General features: G+C 61.0%; 10 protein-coding genes. 6 read left to right on the plus strand and 4 right to left on the minus strand.

Translation table 11 applies throughout. The annotated features are described in order from the left end of the window. The first annotated feature begins 297 nt into the window (after positions 1-297). The 4 genes from aceE to msrA all read left to right on the plus strand — a co-directional run bounded on the left by aceE (position 298) and on the right by msrA (position 8,316). Complete coding sequence (gene aceE / locus MJP36_RS27700) at positions 298-2,943, plus strand: pyruvate dehydrogenase (acetyl-transferring), homodimeric type (protein WP_090367216.1); 2,646 nt, start codon at positions 298-300, stop codon at positions 2,941-2,943. A gap of 11 nt (positions 2,944-2,954) precedes the next feature. Beyond that, positions 2,955-4,598, plus strand: a complete 1,644-nt coding sequence (gene aceF, locus MJP36_RS27705; RefSeq protein ID WP_090367218.1) for a dihydrolipoyllysine-residue acetyltransferase — start codon at positions 2,955-2,957, stop codon at positions 4,596-4,598. Between the two features lie 304 nt (positions 4,599-4,902). After that, entirely contained in the window at positions 4,903-7,596 is a 2,694-nt protein-coding gene (locus tag MJP36_RS27710) for a putative bifunctional diguanylate cyclase/phosphodiesterase (protein ID WP_161547742.1), read from the plus strand. Positions 7,597-7,668: 72 nt separating this feature from the next. Further along, positions 7,669-8,316 carry a peptide-methionine (S)-S-oxide reductase MsrA gene (gene msrA / locus MJP36_RS27715; RefSeq protein ID WP_060755159.1) on the plus strand — a complete coding sequence of 216 codons (648 nt, stop codon included), beginning with the start codon at positions 7,669-7,671 and terminating at the stop codon, positions 8,314-8,316. Positions 8,317-8,469: 153 nt separating this feature from the next. Here the strand turns inward: msrA and MJP36_RS27720 are convergent, their stop codons facing one another. Next, positions 8,470-9,306, minus strand: coding sequence for a 23S rRNA (adenine(2030)-N(6))-methyltransferase RlmJ (locus MJP36_RS27720; RefSeq protein WP_060755160.1), 837 nt, complete (start codon positions 9,304-9,306; stop codon positions 8,470-8,472). 174 nt (positions 9,307-9,480) lie between these two features. On the opposite strand from MJP36_RS27720, the gene MJP36_RS27725 reads away from it, so the two are divergent. Next, on the plus strand, positions 9,481-10,758 hold the full coding sequence (locus tag MJP36_RS27725) for an O-acetylhomoserine aminocarboxypropyltransferase/cysteine synthase family protein (RefSeq protein WP_244384541.1): 1,278 nt from the start codon (positions 9,481-9,483) through the stop codon (positions 10,756-10,758). Here the strand turns inward: MJP36_RS27725 and MJP36_RS27730 are convergent. From MJP36_RS27730 to putP, 3 genes are all read right to left on the minus strand, one after another. After that, entirely contained in the window at positions 10,744-11,469 is a 726-nt protein-coding gene (locus MJP36_RS27730) for a DUF4123 domain-containing protein (RefSeq protein ID WP_244384542.1), read from the minus strand. The two genes, MJP36_RS27725 and MJP36_RS27730, sit on opposite strands and share 15 nt — an antisense overlap. A gap of 26 nt (positions 11,470-11,495) precedes the next feature. Continuing rightward, complete coding sequence (locus tag MJP36_RS27735; RefSeq protein WP_244384543.1) at positions 11,496-13,508, minus strand: type VI secretion system Vgr family protein; 2,013 nt, start codon at positions 13,506-13,508, stop codon at positions 11,496-11,498. Positions 13,509-13,712: 204 nt separating this feature from the next. After that, entirely contained in the window at positions 13,713-15,197 is a 1,485-nt protein-coding gene (putP, locus tag MJP36_RS27740) for a sodium/proline symporter PutP (protein ID WP_161547739.1), read from the minus strand. A 470-nt stretch (positions 15,198-15,667) separates the two neighbouring features. Between putP and putA the strand changes: the two genes are divergently transcribed. Continuing rightward, the gene (putA, locus tag MJP36_RS27745) at positions 15,668-19,621 is read left to right on the plus strand and encodes a trifunctional transcriptional regulator/proline dehydrogenase/L-glutamate gamma-semialdehyde dehydrogenase (protein WP_244384544.1); all 3,954 of its coding nucleotides are present in this window, start codon (positions 15,668-15,670) and stop codon (positions 19,619-19,621) included. Positions 19,622-19,807: the final 186 nt, after the last annotated feature.

Genomic DNA, 19,807 nt, shown 5'->3' on the forward strand with positions numbered 1-19,807 from the left:
AAATAGCTGAAATTAATTTCATTTTGGCAGCCAACATCAAACATTCACCTTTTCTTGTTCGCAAAAGATCAACAATAACGATTATGCTCACCAGCCAGACCGAGCCATACGCTCAGTCTTGTGTAGTTTTACTACTCGTATATACATTCGAAAGGCTGAAATGGCTGACGATTTGTAGTAAAACTACAGGACGCCGAAGCAACCTTCGGCCATCCAAGAATTTATGTCGTCTGCCCACAAGGCCAGTCGCAAACTCAGGCAACCGATTCTGGTAGCCTTTCCGCCCTGGAGCAAGCCATGCAAGACCTCGATCCCGTCGAAACCCAGGAATGGCTGGACGCCCTGGAATCGGTTCTCGACAAAGAAGGCGAAGACCGTGCTCACTACCTGATGACCCGTATGGGCGAACTCGCGACCCGCAGCGGCTCGCAACTGCCCTACGCCATCACCACGCCATACCGCAACACCATCCCCGTTACCCACGAAGCACGCATGCCTGGCGACCTGTTCATGGAACGCCGCATTCGCTCGCTGGTACGTTGGAACGCCATGGCGATGGTAATGCGCACGAACTTGAAAGATTCGGACCTGGGCGGTCACATCTCCAGCTTCGCTTCCAGCGCGACCCTGTATGACATCGGCTTCAACTACTTCTTCCAGGCCCCGACCGACGAGCACGGCGGCGACCTGATCTACTTCCAGGGCCACACCTCCCCAGGCGTCTACGCCCGTGCGTTCATGGAAGGCCGCATCACCGAAGAACACATGAACAACTTCCGCCAGGAAGTGGACGGTAACGGCCTGTCGTCGTACCCGCACCCATGGCTGATGCCTGATTTCTGGCAGTTCCCGACGGTATCCATGGGCCTGGGCCCGATCCAGGCGATCTACCAGGCACGTTTCATGAAGTACCTGGAAGCCCGTGGCTTCATCCCTGAAGGCAAGCAGAAAGTCTGGTGCTTCCTGGGTGACGGCGAGTGTGACGAGCCGGAATCCCTGGGTGCCATCTCCCTGGCCGGCCGCGAGAAGCTGGACAACCTGATCTTCGTCATCAACTGCAACCTGCAGCGCCTCGACGGCCCGGTTCGCGGCAACGGCAAGATCATCCAGGAACTCGAAGGCGTGTTCCGCGGTGCTCAGTGGAACGTGACCAAGGTCATCTGGGGCCGTTTCTGGGACCCACTGCTGGCCAAGGACGTCGACGGCATCCTGCAGCGTCGCATGGACGAAGTCATCGACGGCGAGTACCAGAACTACAAAGCCAAAGACGGCGCGTTCGTGCGTGAACACTTCTTCAACACGCCTGAACTCAAGGCGATGGTTGCCGACTTGTCCGACGACGAGATCTGGAAACTCAACCGTGGCGGCCACGACCCGTACAAGGTCTACGCGGCGTACCACGAAGCGGTCAACCACAAGGAACAACCGACCGTCATCCTGGCCAAGACCATCAAGGGTTATGGCACCGGTGCCGGCGAAGCGAAAAACACCGCGCACAACACCAAGAAAGTCGATGTCGACAGCCTGAAGCTGTTCCGCGACCGCTTCGACATTCCAGTAAAAGACGAAGAGCTGGAAAACCTGCCGTTCTTCAAGCCGGAGCCGAACAGCGCCGAAGCTCGTTACCTGAGCGAGCGCCGCGCCGCACTGGGTGGTTTCGTGCCACAGCGCCGCGCCAACAGCTTCAGCGTACCGACGCCAGACCTCAGCACCCTCAAGGCTATCCTTGACGGTTCGGGCGACCGTGAAATCTCCACCACCATGGCCTTCGTGCGTATTCTGGCGCAGCTGGTCAAGGACAAGGACATCGGCCCGCGCATCGTCCCGATCATTCCGGACGAAGCCCGTACCTTCGGTATGGAAGGCATGTTCCGTCAGTTGGGCATCTACTCCTCCGTCGGCCAGCTCTACGAGCCAGTCGATAAAGACCAGGTGATGTTCTACAAGGAAGACAAGAAGGGCCAGATCCTCGAAGAAGGCATCAACGAAGCGGGCGCCATGAGCTCCTTCATCGCTGCCGGTACTTCGTACTCCAGCCACAACCAGCCAATGCTGCCGTTCTACATCTTCTACTCGATGTTCGGCTTCCAGCGAATCGGCGACCTGGCCTGGGCGGCCGGCGACAGCCGTACCCGTGGTTTCCTGATCGGCGGCACTGCCGGCCGGACCACGCTGAACGGCGAAGGCCTGCAACACGAAGACGGTCACAGCCACATCCTGGCTGCCACCATCCCGAACTGCCGCACCTTTGATCCAACCTACGGCTATGAGCTGGCGGTGATCATCCAGGACGGCATGAAGAAGATGACCGAAGAGCAGCAGGACGTTTTCTACTACATCACCGTGATGAACGAGTCCTACCAGCAGCCAGCCATGCCGGCCGGCGTGGAGGAAGGCATCATCAAGGGCATGTACCTGCTCGAAGAAGACACCAAGGAAGCAGCGCACCACGTACAACTGATGGGCTCCGGCACCATCCTGCGTGAAGTGCGTGAAGCGGCGAAGATCCTGCGTGAAGAGTTCAACGTCGGCGCCGACGTGTGGAGCGTTACCAGCTTCAACGAACTGCGTCGCGACGGCCTGGCCGTAGAGCGTCACAACCGCCTGCACCCTGGCCAGAAGCCACAGCGCACCTTCGTTGAAGAGTGCCTGACCGGCCGTAAAGGCCCGGTGATCGCTTCGACCGACTACATGAAACTGTACGCTGAACAAATTCGCCAGTGGGTCCCGTCCAAGGAATTCAAAGTCCTGGGCACCGACGGTTTCGGCCGCAGTGACAGCCGCAAGAAGCTGCGTCACTTCTTCGAAGTCGACCGTCACTTCGTGGTGTTGGCAGCCCTGGAAGCCTTGGCTGACCGTGGTGAGATCGAACCCAAGGTAGTGGCTGACGCTATCGTCAAGTTCGGGATCAACCCGGAAAAACGCAACCCACTGGACTGCTGAGGAGATTTTTTGTGAGCGAACTCATTCGCGTACCTGACATCGGCAGCGGTGAAGGTGAAGTAATCGAGCTGTTTGTGAAGGTCGGCGACAAGGTTGAAGCCGACCAGAGCATCCTGACCCTGGAATCGGACAAGGCGAGCATGGAAATCCCTGCTCCCAAGGCCGGCGTGGTCAAGAGCCTGAAAGTGAAGCTGGGCGACCGCCTGAAAGAAGGCGACGAACTGCTGGAGCTGGAAATCGAAGGTGCCGCTGATGCGGCCCCAGCGGCGGCTCCTGCTGCCGCTGCCGCGCCAGCGCCTGCTGCTGAAAAACCTGCTGTCGAGGCCGCCCCGGCCCCGGCTGCTGCACCCGCCGCCGCCAGCGTCCAGGACATTCATGTGCCGGACATCGGCTCGTCGGGCAAGGCCAAGATCATCGAGCTGCTGGTCAAGGTCGGCGATACCGTCGAAGCCGACCAGTCGCTGATCACCCTGGAGTCCGACAAGGCCTCCATGGAAATCCCTTCGCCGGCTGCCGGCGTCGTGGAAAGCATCGCGGTCAAGCTGGAAGACGAAGTCGGCACCGGTGACTTCATCCTCAAGCTGAAAGTACAAGGCGCGGCGCCTGCTGCCGCACCAGCACCGGCTGCCGCTCCGGCCGCCAAGGCTGAAGCGGCTCCGGCCGCCGCCGCCCCTGCGCCTGCGGCAAAAGCCGAGGCCGCTGCGGCCCCTGCTGCTGTCGCACCCGCGCCAAGCGGTGCCAAGGTTCATGCTGGCCCTGCGGTACGTCAGCTGGCTCGTGAGTTCGGCGTTGAGCTGAGTGCTGTGTCGGCCAGCGGCCCTCACGGCCGTGTGCTGAAGGAAGACGTGCAGGCTTACGTCAAAGCCATGATGCAAAAAGCCAAGGAAGCTCCGGCCGCAGGCGGCGCTACCGGTGGTTCGGGCATTCCGCCGATCCGCACCGTGGACTTCAGCCGCTTCGGCGAAATCGAAGAAGTGCCGATGACCCGCCTGATGCAGATCGGCGCGGCAGGTCTGCACGCCAGCTGGCTGAACATTCCGCACGTGACTCAGTTCGACCAGGCCGATATCACCGACCTGGAAGCTTTCCGCGTTGCGCAGAAAGCCGTGGCCGAAAAAGCCGGCGTGAAACTGACCGTGCTGCCGCTGCTGCTCAAGGCTTGCGCGCACCTGCTCAAGGAACTGCCGGACTTCAACAGTTCGCTGGCCCCGAGCGGTAAAGCGATCATCCGCAAGAAATACGTACACATTGGCTTTGCCGTCGATACTCCGGATGGCCTGCTGGTACCGGTCATCAAGAACGTCGACCAGAAGAGCCTGCTGCAACTTGCTGCTGAAGCGGCTGCGCTGGCGGCCAAGGCCCGCGACAAGAAGCTCACCCCAGACGATATGCAAGGTGCGTGCTTCACCATCTCCAGCCTCGGTCACATTGGCGGCACTGGCTTCACGCCAATCGTCAACGCGCCGGAAGTGGCGATCCTGGGCGTGTCCAAGGCGACTATCCAGCCTGTGTGGGACGGTAAAGCGTTCCAGCCGAAGCTGATGCTGCCTCTGTCGTTGTCCTACGATCACCGTGTGATCAACGGCGCCGCGGCTGCACGCTTCACTCAGCGCCTGAGCCAGTTGCTGAACGACATCCGCACCATCCTGCTGTAAGCCTCACGGGCCTCCCTGTTACCAGGGAGGCCTGGCTGCACCGATTTCCGAGCGCCACGCTCGTACCTCAACCCCGCCACTTGGCGGGGCTTTTTTTGGGCTCTTGTTGCATAGCCAGAACAGGTTTGTACACCTTCTATCAGCCCGATTGCAGAAATCCTCCGAGCGGCCGATAACAGCCATATAGCACTTAGCCTTCATCCTCTCTTGTCAGTGCGTGCTGCATGATGCAACCTTGCCGCAGGCGACAGTAAAGAGGGCGTGAGCCCGGTGCAGTGCGCATTTTCCCAAGCGAGTTTCCCCCATGAAAAGCCAACCCGATGTCGCCCGAATGGCGGCCGAGGTAGTGACGCAATTACCGGTGCCTTCGCGCCTCGGCATGCTGCGTTTCGAGCGGCTTAATGAGGCAAGCTGGGCCATGCTTTACCTCGACCCCAATTGCGAACGCCAATTCGGCCTGCCGGCGGTCGAGTTGTGCGCCCTGCTCGGCACCCCCTACGCCAGCCTGATGGAACCCCAGGCGCGCTATCAGTTGCACGATGCGATCCAGCAGCAACTGAGCCAGAGCCCCCATTACCTGGTGCGCTACACCTTGCACACCCACGATGGGCCGCTGAGCCTGCTGGAAATGGGCGAGGCCTACAAGCAACACAATCGTCACTTGCTGCGTGGCTACCTCATGGTGGTCGACGGCCTGTTCAGTGAAGTACCGACTTTTGCCCCGACTGCCGACCTGGAAAACCAGAACAGCCGCCTGCAAATCGCCCTGGAACTCAACCAGCGTGCGCAACAGGAACAATTGCAGCACCTGGAGCGGGTACGCGCCCAGCAGGAACTGATCCTGCTGCTGGCACGCCAGCGCTACAGCACGCCTAACTCGCTGCAGGAAGCCGCCGAGCTGATCACCCGCAGTGCCTGCGATATCTATCAGGTCGATTGCGCCAGTATCTGGAACCTCGAAGGGCAGCGCCTGGTGCCGATCTCGGCGTATCACCGCATTGACCAAAAACACCACCTGCCCGAGGCGATCGACGCCAGCGGTTTCCCGGACTACCTGGAAGCCCTGCACAGCAGCCGTGCCATCGACGCCACCCACGCGATGCGCGATCCGCGCACGCGTGAAATGGCCGACCATCTGCGCGCCAAGGACATCTACGCGATGCTTGACGCGAGCATCCGCGTCGATGGCCATGTCGTCGGCGTGTTGTGCCTGGAACAGAGCGGTCGAGCACGCGACTGGCAGTCCGATGAGATCGCCTTTGCCGGCGAACTGGCCGACCAGTTCGCCCACGTGATCAACAACCACAACCGTCGCGCCGCCACCAGCGCGCTGCATTTATTCCAGCGGGCAGTGGAGCAAAGTGCCAACGCCTTCTTGCTGGTCAATTGCGATGGTGTGGTGGAGTACGTCAACCCCAGCTTTACCGCGATTACCCAGTACAGCGCCGAAGAAGTCCACGGCCATCGCCTGGCGCAACTGCCGGCGCTGGAGAACCTCAGCGAGTTGCTGTTCGACGCCCCGTCAAGCCTGGCCAAGAGCAACAGCTGGCAAGGCGAATTCAAGAGCCGGCGCAAGAACCTGGAACCCTACTGGGGCCAACTGTCGATTTCCAAGGTGTATGGCGACAACCGCGAACTGACCCACTACATCGGCATCTACGAAGACATCACCCAGACCAAGCTGGCCCAGCAGCGTATCGAGCGCCTGGCCTACACCGATAACCTGACCAACCTGGGCAACCGCCCGGCGTTTATCCGCAACCTGGATGAGCGCTTCGCCCGGGACAGCGACAGCCCTATCAGCCTGTTGCTGGTGGACATCGACAACTTCAAGCGGATCAACGACAGCCTCGGCCACCAGACCGGCGACAAACTGCTGATCAGCCTGGCCCGGCGCCTGCGTAACAGCTTGAGTGCCGGCGGCAGCCTGGCGCGCTTTGCCAGTAACGAGTTTGCGGTGCTGCTGGACGATGCCGACCTGGAGACGGGCCAGCAGGTCGCCAGCCAACTGCTGACGACCCTCGACAAGCCCATGTTCGTCGACAACCAATTGATCAGTATCACCGGCTCGGTGGGGCTGGCCTGTGCGCCACTGCATGGCCGCGACCCGCAGACCCTGATGCGCAACGCCGGCCTGGCCTTGCACAAAGCCAAGGCCAACGGCAAACACCAGGTGCAGGTGTTTACCGAGGCGCTGAACGCCGAGGCCAGCTACAAGCTGTTCGTGGAAAACAACCTGCGCCGCGCCCTGACTCAGAACGAGCTGGATGTGTTCTACCAGCCCAAGCTGTGCCTGCGCAGCGGCCGCCTGCTGGGCATGGAAGCGCTGCTGCGCTGGAACCATCCGGAAAAAGGCATGATCCGCCCCGACCAGTTCATCAGCGTGGCCGAAGAGACCGGGCTGATCATCCCCATCGGCAAATGGATCGCCCGCCAGGCCTGCCGCATGAGCAAGCAATTGAGCGCCGCCGGCATGGGCAACTTGCAGGTGGCGATCAACCTGTCGCCCAAACAGTTTTCCGACCCGGACCTGGTCGCGTCGATCGCCACGATCCTCAAGGAAGAACAGCTGCCGGCGAATCTGCTCGAGCTGGAACTGACCGAAGGCCTGCTGCTGGAGGCCACTGAAGACACGCGCCTGCAACTGGACCAGTTGAAGAGCTTCGGCCTGACCCTGGCCATGGACGACTTCGGCACCGGTTACTCGTCGCTGAGCTACTTGAAAAAATTCCCCATCGACATCATTAAGATCGATCGCAGCTTTATCCACGAAATCCCGGACAACCAGGACGACATGGAAATCACCTCGGCGGTGATCGCCATGGCCCACAACCTCAAGCTCAAGGTGGTGGCCGAAGGTATCGAGACCGCCGAACAACTGGCGTTCCTGCGTCGGCATCGCTGCGATGTGGGCCAGGGCTACCTGTTCGACCGGCCGATCCCTGGCTCAGAGCTGATGAAGATGCTTAAACGCTACCCGCGCGGGCCAATCGCCTGACAGCGATGTAACACTCGGGCACACTGACTGTCTGAATTCTTACCTAACTCAATCTGACTGAGAGGACTGATCATGGTCTTGCGCTCGGAAATTCTGGTGAACAAAAACGTGCTGCCTACTCAAGAACAAGCTTTGCCCGGCCGTGAAACCCCAATGGCGCTGCCGGACACCCACTTCGTCAACGGCAACCCGCTGCTAGGCCCATTCCTCGACGACGTCGGGTTCGCCATCTTCGGCCTGGGTTGCTTCTGGGGCGCCGAGCGCAAGTTCTGGCAGCGCGATGGCGTGGTCAGCACGGTGGTCGGGTATGCCGGTGGCTACACGCCGAACCCGACCTATGAAGAAGTCTGCTCTGGCCTGACCGGCCACAGCGAAGTGGTGTTGGTGGTGTATGACCAAGCCAAGGTGAAATACGAAGACTTGCTGAAGATGTTCTGGGAGCTGCACAACCCGACCCAGGGCATGCGCCAGGGCAACGACATCGGCAGCCAGTACCGCTCGGTAATCTACGCCACCACGCCTGAGCAACTGGCAGCGGCCAAAGCCAGTGCGCAAGCCTATCAGGCCGAACTGACCAAGGCCGGCCTGGGTGAAATCACCACGGAGATCGAAGAAGCGCCGCAGGTGTACTTCGCCGAGGCGTATCACCAGCAGTATCTGGCAAAGAACCCGCAGGGGTATTGCGGCATCGGCGGCACCGGCGTGACCTGCCCGATCTGACCCAACCTCGAACTTGTAGTGAGCGGGCTTGCCCCGCGCTGGGTGGCATAGCCGCCCTAAACTCAGACACCTCGGTTTTCCTGAAACGCCGCGGCGTCCTTGTTGGGGCGGCTTCGCCGCCCAGCGCGGGGCAAGCCCGCTCACTACAAGCAATTACTCGGCAATAAGCCAATCCATCTGCCACCCACCCTGGGTCTGGCCAAGCTTCTTGGACAGCCATGGCAGCAGCTCACGCAATTCCTCCTCCAAGCCCCACGGCGGGTTGGCGATCGCCAGGCCCGAGCCGGTCAGGGTGTTGGGCGTGTCCAGCGGATGCACCAGCAATTCCACACGCAGCAACTTCGGCGCACCGGTGCCGGCCAGGTCCTGGTAGAAACGGCGCAACATGCGCTGGTCTTTCACCGGATACCAGATGGCCGCAACGGTCTGACGCATGCGGCCCACCGCCTCTTTGAGGGAAGCCGCGCAGCGTTGCATCTCGTCGAGTTTTTCGAACGGCGGGTCGATCAGCATCAGCGCACGCTTTTCCGGCACTGGCAGCAAGGCACGCGGAACATGCCAGCCCTCGCCCAGGTGCACCTTCACACGACGATCACCCTTCATGTTGTCCTTGAGCAACACGCCATCGTCCGGGTGCTTTTCATTGAGCAGCACACGATCCTGCGGGCGCGTGAGACGCCGCGCCAGCTCCGGTGAACCCGGGTAGTAACGCAATTGGCCGTCCGGGTTCATCTCGTGCAATACGCGCATGTAATCGGCGGTCAGTGGCGGCAGGTCGCTTTCACCCCACAGGCGGGCGATGCCTTCCAGGTATTCACCGGTGCGGTTGGCCTGGTCGCCTTGCAGGTCGTACAGACCAATGCCGGCGTGAGTGTCGAGGTAGGCGAACGGCTGTTCCTTGCGCGACATCAGGGCGATGAGGCGGGTCAAGGTCAGGTGTTTGAAGACATCGGCATGGTTGCCGGCGTGAAAGGCGTGACGATAATTCATGGTTGCTCCTGCGCAGGGGGCGAAGTTTACCTTCTACGTGAGCAAAGGTGCAGGGCTGCGTGTCGGGCGACGCTTATGCCGCAAACACAGGAGGCCGGCTGAAAAAAATCTAAATGGTGTGGCCAGGGTGGATTTATTGTGGCGATCCGTTCTCCAGGGAGGTCAATAACAATCATGAAAGACGCCACCATCGCGCTGCATCACGGCTTCAAGTCCGACCCGACCACCAAGGCCGTCGCCGTGCCGATCTATCAGAATGTCGCTTTCGAATTCGACAACGCCCAGCACGGCGCCGACCTCTTCAACCTCGACGTGCCCGGCAATATCTACACGCGCATCATGAACCCCACCAACGATGTGTTGGAGCAACGTATCGCCGCCCTCGAAGGCGGCATCGCGGCGTTGGCGGTGTCGGCCGGCAGTGCCGCCATCCACTATGCAATCCAGACCCTCACCCGCGCCGGCGACAATATTGTCACCACCCCGCAGCTCTACGGCGGCACCTATACCCTGTTCGCCCACTTGCTGCCGAGTTTTGGGGTCGAGGTCCGTTTTGCCCGCGATGACAGCGCCGCGGCCATCGCCGAACTGATCGACGCCAATACAAAACTGGTCTACTGCGAAAGTATCGGCAACCCGGCGGGCAACATCGTCGACCTCGAAGCCCTGGCAGCGGTGGCCCACGCCCGTGGCGTACCGCTGATGGTGGATAACACAGTGGCTACGCCGATCCTGTGCAAGCCGATCCAGTTCGGCGCCGACATCGTCGTGCATTCAGTGACCAAATACATCGGCGGCCATGGCAATTCCCTGGGCGGCGTAATCGTCGACAGCGGCACCTTCCCCTGGACCCGATACCCCGAAAAATTCCCCGGGCTCAACAACCCTGAGCCGGCCTATCACGGCGTGGTCTACACCGAAAAATTCGGTCCGGCTGCCTTCATTGCGCGCGCCCGCACCGTGCCCCTGCGCAACACCGGCGCAGCGCTGTCGCCGATGAATGCGTTCCTGCTGCTGCAAGGCCTGGAAACCCTGGCCCTGCGCATGGAGCGCCACACTGAGAATGCCCTCAAGGTCGCGCAATTCCTTCAAGGCCATGCTGCGGTGGAATGGGTCAGTTACGCCGGGCTGCCGGACCACCCGCATTTCGCTTTGGCGCAAAAATACCTGCAAGGCAAACCCTCGGCGATCCTCTCCTTCGGCTTGAAGGGTGGCTTTGATGCCGGTGTACGCTTCTACGACGCCCTGCAGATCTTCAAGCGCCTGGTGAATATCGGCGACGCGAAGTCCCTGGCCTGTCATCCGGCATCCACCACCCATCGGCAGATGAATGAACACGAGCAAGCCAAGGCCGGAGTAAAGCCCGAGATGATCCGCCTGTCGGTGGGTATCGAGGCGATTGACGACCTGATTGACGATCTGCAGCAGGCGCTGGGTTCAACTCGACTCTGAGGCGAGGTAATCGGCCAGCGCTGCGGGGTTGATCGTCGGCCTGCGCGCCCAGTAGGCGACCTTGTGCTGCAAGGTCGTCGGCGTAAACCCTGCGTATAGGTCGGGGCGCTGTTCTTCGAGCCATTGCAGCAGGTTGTCGATCAGGGTTTGCGGGGATTGTTCCGCCACATGCGCCAATAGAGGTGCAGGCACTCGCCACCAGGGGCTGGTCTTGGCAACCGTGACCGCACCAGGCGCAACCGTCAGCGGCCGGCCATTGATCAGATACCGCTGGAACACCGGCAATACCCTCCCCGCGTCATCGCCCAGGCCCTGCACAACCGGCAGAAACTGAGCACCATCCCAAAAACGCAAGAACACCACCTGGCCGTCGGGCAGATAGACCTTGGTCAGGCTTTGCAGATGGGCAATCACGATGTCGAGCGAGCTGGACGACACCGCCAACCAGCCCCAATCCGTAGCGTCAGTGGTTGCGACCCAATCGAGAAAGGCACTGCCCGGCTCGACGATACCGACATGAGGCATGACCTCATCCCACTCGGCATAGGCGGTGCCTGCCCAGATCGATTGGGGCAGCATCCCGCCGCCCATGGCTTGCCAGTGGCCAAAGGGTTTGGCATCGCTGGTACCACTCAAGATGGCGAAGATCCGCTCATCAGCCTGCAGAGGGTGTTGTGTGATCCAGGCATTGGGGGTCAGCAGCTTGTTCATCGCGGTAAACTCCTTTCAGGTTAGGCTCAGCCACTGTGTCGAGGGATTTCACACTGGCCATGCTTGCAGCGCTCACACTCCTCGCAGAACGGCGCGCTGCGTTTCAGGCTGGCCACTTGAGCGCGACTCAACGGAGCGGGTATTACCGCCAGCAGCGTTGCCTTTATGCCCGGTAGCAACGGCGCAACAGCGGGAACCGGCGCCCCGCCAAGCTGGATCGGCACACTGCTAAATATGCCGCCCGCTGAAACCGTGATCGATTGGCCGCCCGCCTGAATCGTCACGCTGGCACCGGCATCGATCACGACACTCTGCCCGGCGCCGATCTGAACGGTCCGCCCAGCCTGTATTTGCTGCGAACCACCGACCACCAGATGATCATCCTGCTTGAGTTCAGTCAGGCGGTTACCGTGGGTGATGCGCTGCTCTTCGCCCTGCAATTCATGGTGCGACTCGCCGCCCACCGTTATCCGGCGCAGGTTATCCACCTGCACCTGCTGATCATGCAGCACATGCTCAGTCCAGTCCCGCTGGGCGCGCAGGTAGATCTCCTCGGCCCCCTTGCGGTCTTCGATACGCAGTTCGTTGTAGCCACCCCCGCCTGGGCTGCTATGGCTGCGCAAGATACTGCGGGTCTTGTCCGCCGGCAGTTCGAGGGGCACCGGCGTCGCCGCGTTGGGCAGGCAACCCATGACCACCGGCATATCCAGGTCGCCATTGACGAAGCCCACCAGCACCTCCATGCCGACCCGCGGGATCAGCACCGAGCCATAACGATCATGCGCCCAGGCACTGGCCACCCTCAGCCAGCAGCTGGAGTGGTCGTTGTGTTCTCCCGTACGATCCCAGGCCATTTGCACTTTGACCCGGCCATACTCGTCGCAATGGATTTCGCTGTCGTCAGGCCCGGTGACCACCGCATGCTGATACCCGGAAATACTCGGGCGTGGCTGCTCCGGCAGCGGCGGCCGGAAAATCACGTCCCAGGGTGCCGCCCTGAATTCATTGCGATACCCCTGGCGCAAATCCCCGCCGGCCACCTCGACCACCGCTTCCTCAAGCACCTGGGGCTGCCTGCCTTCGTGCGTGACCCGCGTCACCAGCCACAGGTCGTTCCAGTCGTCACGAGGGTGCCCGCTCAACTTGAGGAAACGGCCACTGACCAACGCCGGCTCATCAGCTTGGCCATGGGCGACGCGGTAGTCGCTGCGATGCCGCTCCAGCCTGTGCTGCGTCAGGCATTTGCCATGGGAGCGGTCGGAAAATTGGCCGGGAAAACCCTGCTCCAGCAGCCGAGGAAGCTGCTCGCCAGCCACTTCACTCTCCAACGTCAGGCGTGGTTTACGGAAGTCGTAGTCGCGCAGGCTGACCGCAGTAGTGCGGGTTTCCAATTGCACGGTCATGCGCTTGACCACCGGCGTATCCGCCACCATTCCGGAACCGGGCATGTAAGCGGTGGACTGTTCGGCCTGGGTAAACACCGTCTGGTCATCACCGAACACCAGCAGGTGCCCTGCGGGCGAATGCTGGAAGTGATAGTGAATGCCCAACTCGGCGCACAACCGCTGGATGAATGCCAGGTCGGTCTCACCAAACTGCACGCAGTACTCACGCGCAGGGTAGGTACCGCTGAGTTGGAATTTGAACCGGTCACTCTGGATGCCCTGCACCTCCAGCACTTGCGCAACGATCTGCGGCACTGTCAGGTGCTGGAAGATGCGCTGGTGACTGCTGTGTTTCAGGTACGCCAGTTGCGGCACCAGGCTGACCTGATAACGCGTGAGACGCCGCCCGGAGTCACCTTGTGCCACCCGGTAAACCAGGCCGTGGACGCCATGCCCCTGGTCATCAAACCCGAGATACACCTGGCGATGCAGCAGACTTTCCAGGTCGAGATCAGGTTGCTCGCTGACCAGTTCAAGGTTGAAACGGTAGGGCTGGCTGATGGCTTCGGTCCCCTTGAACTCCAAGACCTTGAGCTCACTGGGCTCCCCATCAAGGGTGAGGGTAAAAGCACTTTGATTAGCAGGAGCGAACATCCGGTGTTTCTCTGCGGGAAGTAGGCGGATGATTCTGCACCACTGTTCTACCCCGCTGAGCACAGCCTGGATAAATCAGTAACGCCCTACATGTACACGCCCGAATCTTCTTCGGCCCTGCGAAAATCACGCGCAAAAAAAGGCCCGCCATCCGTAGGACGCGGGCCTCTTTTTCCATTCAGCGCAGGCTCAACACCTGACGAATCACTTGTTGAGGTTGTAGTCTTTTTCCGCAGCATTAAAACGCTCGACCATACCTGCGGTCGGTGCGCCCAGCTTGCTCACGAAGTAGATCGCGAGGCTGGCGAAGATAAAGCCCGGGATGATTTCGTACAGGCCGAGCAGGCTGAAGTGTTTCCATACGATGACGGTGATCGCACCAACCAGGATACCGGCCAGTGCGCCGTTGCGGGTCATGCCTTTCCAGATCACCGAGATCAGTACCACAGGCCCGAATGCTGCGCCGAAACCGGCCCAGGCATAGCTCACCAGGCCCAGCACGCGGTTGTCCGGGTTGGCGGCCATGGCGATGGCGATCAGGGCCACCAGCAGCACCATGGCACGGCCGACCCAGACCAGCTCCAGCTGGGACGCATTTTTACGCAGGAAGGTCTTGTAGAAGTCTTCGGTCAAGGCGCTGGAGCACACCAGCAACTGGCAGCTCAGGGTACTCATCACCGCCGCCAGGATGGCCGACAGCAATACACCGGCAATCCATGGGTTGAACAGCAGCTTGGCCAACTCGATGAACACACGCTCGTGGTTCTCGGTCACTGGACCTGCCACCTCCGGATGCGCCGAGAAGTAAGCGATACCGAAAAAGCCCACCGCCACGGTGCCACCCAGGCACAGGATCATCCAGGTCATGGAGATGCGACGCGCCTTGGCGATCGACTTCACCGAATCGGCCGCCATGAAACGCGCGAGGATATGCGGCTGGCCGAAGTAGCCCAGGCCCCAACCCATCAGCGAAACGATGCCAATGAAGGTAGTGTTCTTCAGCATATTGAAGTTGTCGGGATTCTTGGCTTCGATGGCCAGGAAGGTGGTGTCGACGCCACCGGTGGCCAGCAGCACGATGATCGGCGTGAGGATCAACGCAAAAATCATCAGCGTGGCTTGCACGGTGTCAGTCCAGCTGACGGCCAGAAAACCACCGACAAAGGTGTAGGCAATGGTCGCTGCAGCGCCGGCCCACAGGGCGGTTTCGTAGGACATGCCAAAGGTGCTTTCGAACAGGCGGGCACCGGCCACAATGCCGGACGCGCAATAGATGGTGAAGAACACCAGGATCACTACCGCAGAGATGATCCGCAGCAAGCCGCTTTTATCTTCGAAACGGCTGGAGAAATAGTCCGGCAGGGTCAGGGCATCGCCGTTGTGTTCGGTTTGTACGCGCAGGCGACCGGCCACGAACAGCCAGTTCAGGTAAGCACCGACGATCAGGCCGATGGCGATCCAGCTTTCCGAGAGGCCCGACATGTAGATCGCGCCCGGCAAACCCATCAACAACCAGCCGCTCATGTCGGAAGCGCCGGCCGACAGAGCCGTCACCACGCTACCGAGGCTGCGACCGCCAAGGATGTAATCGGAAAGGTTGTTGGTGGAGCGATAGGCCATGAAGCCGATCAGTACCATTGCTGCGATGTAGATCACGAACGTGATCAGGGTTGGATTGCTAACGCTCATAAGAGTGACGCCCTGGCTTTGTTTTTATGTAGCGGCGGTCTGTCAGACGGCTACCTAGTGTTAACCGGGTAGACGAAACTGCGTGCCGCGCATTTATGACTGGCGTTTCCCCAGGAAAGCCGCCAGCCGATGAACCGAACCTTGGAGGTGGTTGCACCTTGGTCGCGAATGCTATGCAACAAAGCAAATAAGGTGCAACCAGTTTCGCGAGAATAAGTTGCACCCAGACATGTATTACGCCAAACACCGCGTTTTTGCTCCCTTTCGGAGCAAAAACAGCCGACATCATAATAAAACGCACCAAGAAGAAGCGGATTCCGCTGAGGGCCGATTTTTTTCTCAAGAACCTTCAAAAATTTCCTGAACAAAAGGGTTGCACCCGGTTGCACCCGGTTGCACCTCCTCATGGGCAAAGCTAATCTTGGCGCCAGCAGATGCCACTCGGTAGTGGCACCCATGAGGATAAAAAGATGGCAACGACCACCCTTGGGGTCAAACTCGACGACCCGACCCGCGAACGCCTGAAGGCTGCCGCGACCTCCATTGATCGCACGCCGCACTGGCTGATCAAGCAGGCGATTTTCAATTACCTGGAGAAACTCGAGGGTGGTGCAACCCTGACCGAGCTCAATGGCTTGGGCAGCAAGGACGTTGAAGAGGCCGGCGAGATCCAGACCGATCACGCCCACCAGTGCTTCCTGGAGTTCGCCGAAAGTATCCTGCCGCAGTCGGTACTGCGTGCGTCGATCACCGCCGCTTACCGCCGTCCGGAACCGGAAGTGGTGCCCATGCTGATCGAGCAGGCACGCCTGCCGGCGCCGATGGCCGAAGCCACCAACAAACTGGCCGCCTCGATTGCCGAAAAACTGCGCAATCAGAAGAGTGCCGGCGGCCGTGCCGGTATTGTTCAGGGCCTGCTGCAAGAGTTTTCCCTGTCCTCCCAGGAAGGCGTGGCCCTGATGTGCCTGGCCGAAGCGTTGTTGCGCATCCCGGACAAGGGCACCCGTGACGCTCTGATCCGCGACAAGATCAGCACCGGCAACTGGCAGCCGCACCTGGGCAACAGCCCGTCGCTGTTCGTCAACGCCGCCACCTGGGGCCTGCTACTGACCGGCAAACTGGTCTCCACCCACAATGAAGCCGGCCTGACTTCATCCCTGAGCCGCATCATCGGCAAGAGCGGCGAACCGATGATCCGCAAGGGCGTCGACATGGCCATGCGCCTGATGGGCGAGCAGTTCGTCACCGGCGAGACCATCGCCGAAGCCCTGGCCAATGCGAGCAAGTTCGAAGCCAAGGGCTTCCGTTACTCCTACGACATGCTCGGCGAAGCCGCACTCACCGAGCATGACGCCCAGAAGTACTTGGCCTCGTACGAACAAGCTATCCATTCCATCGGCAAGGCGTCTCACGGCCGTGGGATTTATGAAGGGCCAGGCATCTCCATCAAGCTTTCGGCCCTGCACCCGCGTTACAGCCGCGCTCAGTACGAGCGTGTGATGGACGAGCTGTACCCGCGCCTGCTGTCGCTGACCCTGCTCGCCAAGCAATACGATATCGGCCTGAATATCGACGCCGAAGAAGCCGACCGTCTTGAGCTGTCCCTGGACCTGCTGGAACGCCTGTGTTTCGAGCCGCAACTGACCGGCTGGAACGGTATCGGTTTTGTGATCCAGGCCTACCAGAAGCGTTGCCCGTATGTGATCGACTACGTTATCGACCTGGCGCGCCGCAGCCGCCATCGCCTGATGATCCGCCTGGTGAAAGGCGCGTACTGGGACAGCGAGATCAAGCGCGCCCAGGTCGAGGGTCTGGAAGGCTACCCGGTGTACACCCGCAAGGTTTACACCGACGTTTCCTACATTGCCTGCGCACGCAAACTGCTGTCGGTACCGGAAGTCATCTACCCGCAGTTCGCTACGCACAATGCTCATACACTGTCGGCCATCTACCATATCGCCGGTCAGAACTATTACCCTGGCCAGTACGAGTTCCAATGCCTGCACGGCATGGGCGAGCCGCTGTACGAACAGGTTGTGGGCAAGGTTGCCGATGGCAAGCTGAACCGTCCGTGCCGCGTGTACGCACCGGTCGGCACCCACGAAACGCTGCTGGCTTACCTGGTACGTCGCCTGTTGGAAAACGGCGCCAATACCTCCTTCGTCAACCGCATTGCCGATCAGTCGATCTCGATTCAGGAGCTGGTGGCTGATCCCGTGGCCAGCATCGAGCAAATGGCCACGCTGGAAGGCGGTTTCGGTCTGCCGCACCCACGTATTCCGTTGCCACGCGACCTGTATGGCAGCGACCGTGCCAACTCCGCCGGTATCGACTTGGCCAACGAACATCGCCTGGCGTCGCTGTCCTGCGCCCTGCTGGCCACGGCCCACAACGACTGGAAAGCCGCGCCGATGCTCGGTTGCGCGTCCAGCGAGCAAGCGACGACGCCGGTGCTGAACCCCGCCGACCTGCGCGACGTCGTCGGCCAGGTCCAGGAAGCCACCGTTGCAGACGTCGATAACGCCATTCAGTGCGCGATCAACGCCGGTCCGATCTGGCAGGCCACTCCGCCTGCCGAACGTGCCGCGATCCTGGAACGTGCCGCCGACCTGATGGAAAGCGAGATCCAGCCGCTGATGGGGCTGCTGGCCCGCGAAGCCGGCAAGACCTTCGCCAACGCCATCGCCGAAGTGCGCGAGGCCGTGGATTTCCTGCGGTATTACGCGGTGCAGGCACGCAACGATTTCACCAACGACGCCCACCGCCCATTGGGCCCGGTGGTGTGTATCAGCCCGTGGAACTTCCCGCTGGCCATCTTCAGTGGCCAAGTTGCCGCCGCACTGGCGGCGGGTAACCCGGTACTGGCCAAGCCTGCCGAGCAAACCCCGCTGGTGGCCGCACAAGCCGTGCGCATCCTGCTGGAAGCCGGCATTCCGGAAGGTGTGCTGCAACTGCTGCCCGGTCAGGGCGAAAGCGTGGGCGCCCGCCTGGTGGGTGATGATCGCATCAAAGGCGTGATGTTCACCGGTTCCACCGAAGTGGCGCGCCTGCTGCAACGCAATGTCGCCGGCCGCCTGGACACCCAGGGTCGCCCGATCCCGCTGATCGCCGAAACCGGTGGCCAGAACGCGATGATCGTCGACTCCTCGGCCTTGACCGAACAAGTGGTCATCGACGTGGTGTCCTCGGCCTTCGACAGTGCCGGTCAACGTTGCTCGGCGCTGCGCGTACTGTGCCTGCAGGAAGATTCGGCAGACCGCGTCATCGAAATGCTCAAAGGCGCCATGGCTGAATGCCGTCTGGGCAACCCGGAACGCCTGTCGGTTGATATCGGCCCGGTGATCGACGCCGAAGCCAAGGCCGGCATCGAGAAACACATCCAGGCCATGCGCGACAAAGGCCGCAACGTGTACCAAGTGGCTATCGCCGACGGCGAAGAAATCAAGCGCGGCACCTTCGTGATGCCGACCCTGATCGAGCTGGAAAGCTTCGACGAACTGCAACGCGAGATCTTCGGCCCGGTGCTGCACGTGGTGCGCTACAAGCGCAAGGAAATCGACCAGCTCATCGGCCAGATCAACGCTTCGGGCTACGGCCTGACCCTGGGCGTGCATACCCGTATCGACGAGACCATCGCCAAGGTGATCGACAACGTCAATGCCGGTAACGTCTACGTCAACCGCAACATCGTCGGCGCCGTGGTCGGCGTGCAGCCGTTCGGCGGCGAAGGCCTGTCGGGCACCGGCCCTAAAGCCGGTGGCCCGCTGTACCTGTACCGCCTGCTGTCGACACGTCCGACCGATGCGATCGAACAATCCTTCGTGCGTGGCGATGCACTGGCCGCACCGGACGTGCGCCTGCGCGATGCCATGAGCCAACCGCTGACCGCCCTGAAAACCTGGGCCGACAGCAATAAGTTCAGCGAACTGAGCGCCCTGTGCACTCAATTCGCCGCGCAGTCGCAAAGCGGTATCACCCGCCAACTGGCCGGCCCGACCGGCGAGCGTAACAGCTACGCCATCCTGCCTCGCGAGCACGTGCTGTCGCTGGCGGAGGTGGAAGGCGATCTGCTTACTCAACTGGCGGCGGTACTGGCGGTAGGCGGTTCGGCGGTATGGCCGGAAACTGGCCTGACCAAGGCATTGTTCCCACGCCTGCCGAGGGAGATTCAGGCGAAGATCAAGCGCGTGGCCGACTGGACCAAGGACGAAGTCGTATTCGACGCCGTTCTGCACCACGGCGACTCCGACCAACTGCGTGCGGTGTGCCAGCAAGTGGCCCAGCGTGGCGGCGCGATTGTCGGGGTGCAGGGTTTGTCGCAGGGTGAGACGGCGATTGCGCTGGAGCGCCTGGTGATCGAGCGTGCCTTGAGCGTCAACACTGCGGCGGCAGGCGGTAACGCCAGCCTGATGACCATTGGTTAACTGACCCAACAGGGTCAGAACTGTGGGAGCGGGCTTGCTCGCGAATGCGCAATGTCAGTCAACATCTCATCGACTGACACGCTGCTATCGCGAGCAAGCCCGCTCCCACATTGGCTCCGCGCTTCTCTCACCCTTGCGCGTTCTGCCCCTCCATCACCCAAATCAATCTTGCTATCCAGCCTCCAT

Origin of the sequence: Pseudomonas palleroniana, assembly GCF_022836895.1 — a bacterium.
GTDB lineage: Bacteria > Pseudomonadota > Gammaproteobacteria > Pseudomonadales > Pseudomonadaceae > Aquipseudomonas > Aquipseudomonas palleroniana.

What these genes read in the sequence shown, in the direction of transcription:
- msrA (WP_060755159.1), top strand. Translation starts at nt 7,669, where the DNA reads ATGGTCTTGCGCTCGGAAATTCTGGTGAACAAAAACGTGCTGCCTACT.
- putA (WP_244384544.1), top strand. Translation starts at nt 15,668, where the DNA reads ATGGCAACGACCACCCTTGGGGTCAAACTCGACGACCCGACCCGCGAA.
- MJP36_RS27710 (WP_161547742.1), top strand. Translation starts at nt 4,903, where the DNA reads ATGAAAAGCCAACCCGATGTCGCCCGAATGGCGGCCGAGGTAGTGACG.
- putP (WP_161547739.1), bottom strand. Translation starts at nt 15,197, where the DNA reads ATGAGCGTTAGCAATCCAACCCTGATCACGTTCGTGATCTACATCGCA.
- MJP36_RS27730 (WP_244384542.1), bottom strand. Translation starts at nt 11,469, where the DNA reads ATGAACAAGCTGCTGACCCCCAATGCCTGGATCACACAACACCCTCTG.
- MJP36_RS27735 (WP_244384543.1), bottom strand. Translation starts at nt 13,508, where the DNA reads ATGTTCGCTCCTGCTAATCAAAGTGCTTTTACCCTCACCCTTGATGGG.
- aceE (WP_090367216.1), top strand. Translation starts at nt 298, where the DNA reads ATGCAAGACCTCGATCCCGTCGAAACCCAGGAATGGCTGGACGCCCTG.
- MJP36_RS27720 (WP_060755160.1), bottom strand. Translation starts at nt 9,306, where the DNA reads ATGAATTATCGTCACGCCTTTCACGCCGGCAACCATGCCGATGTCTTC.
- MJP36_RS27725 (WP_244384541.1), top strand. Translation starts at nt 9,481, where the DNA reads ATGAAAGACGCCACCATCGCGCTGCATCACGGCTTCAAGTCCGACCCG.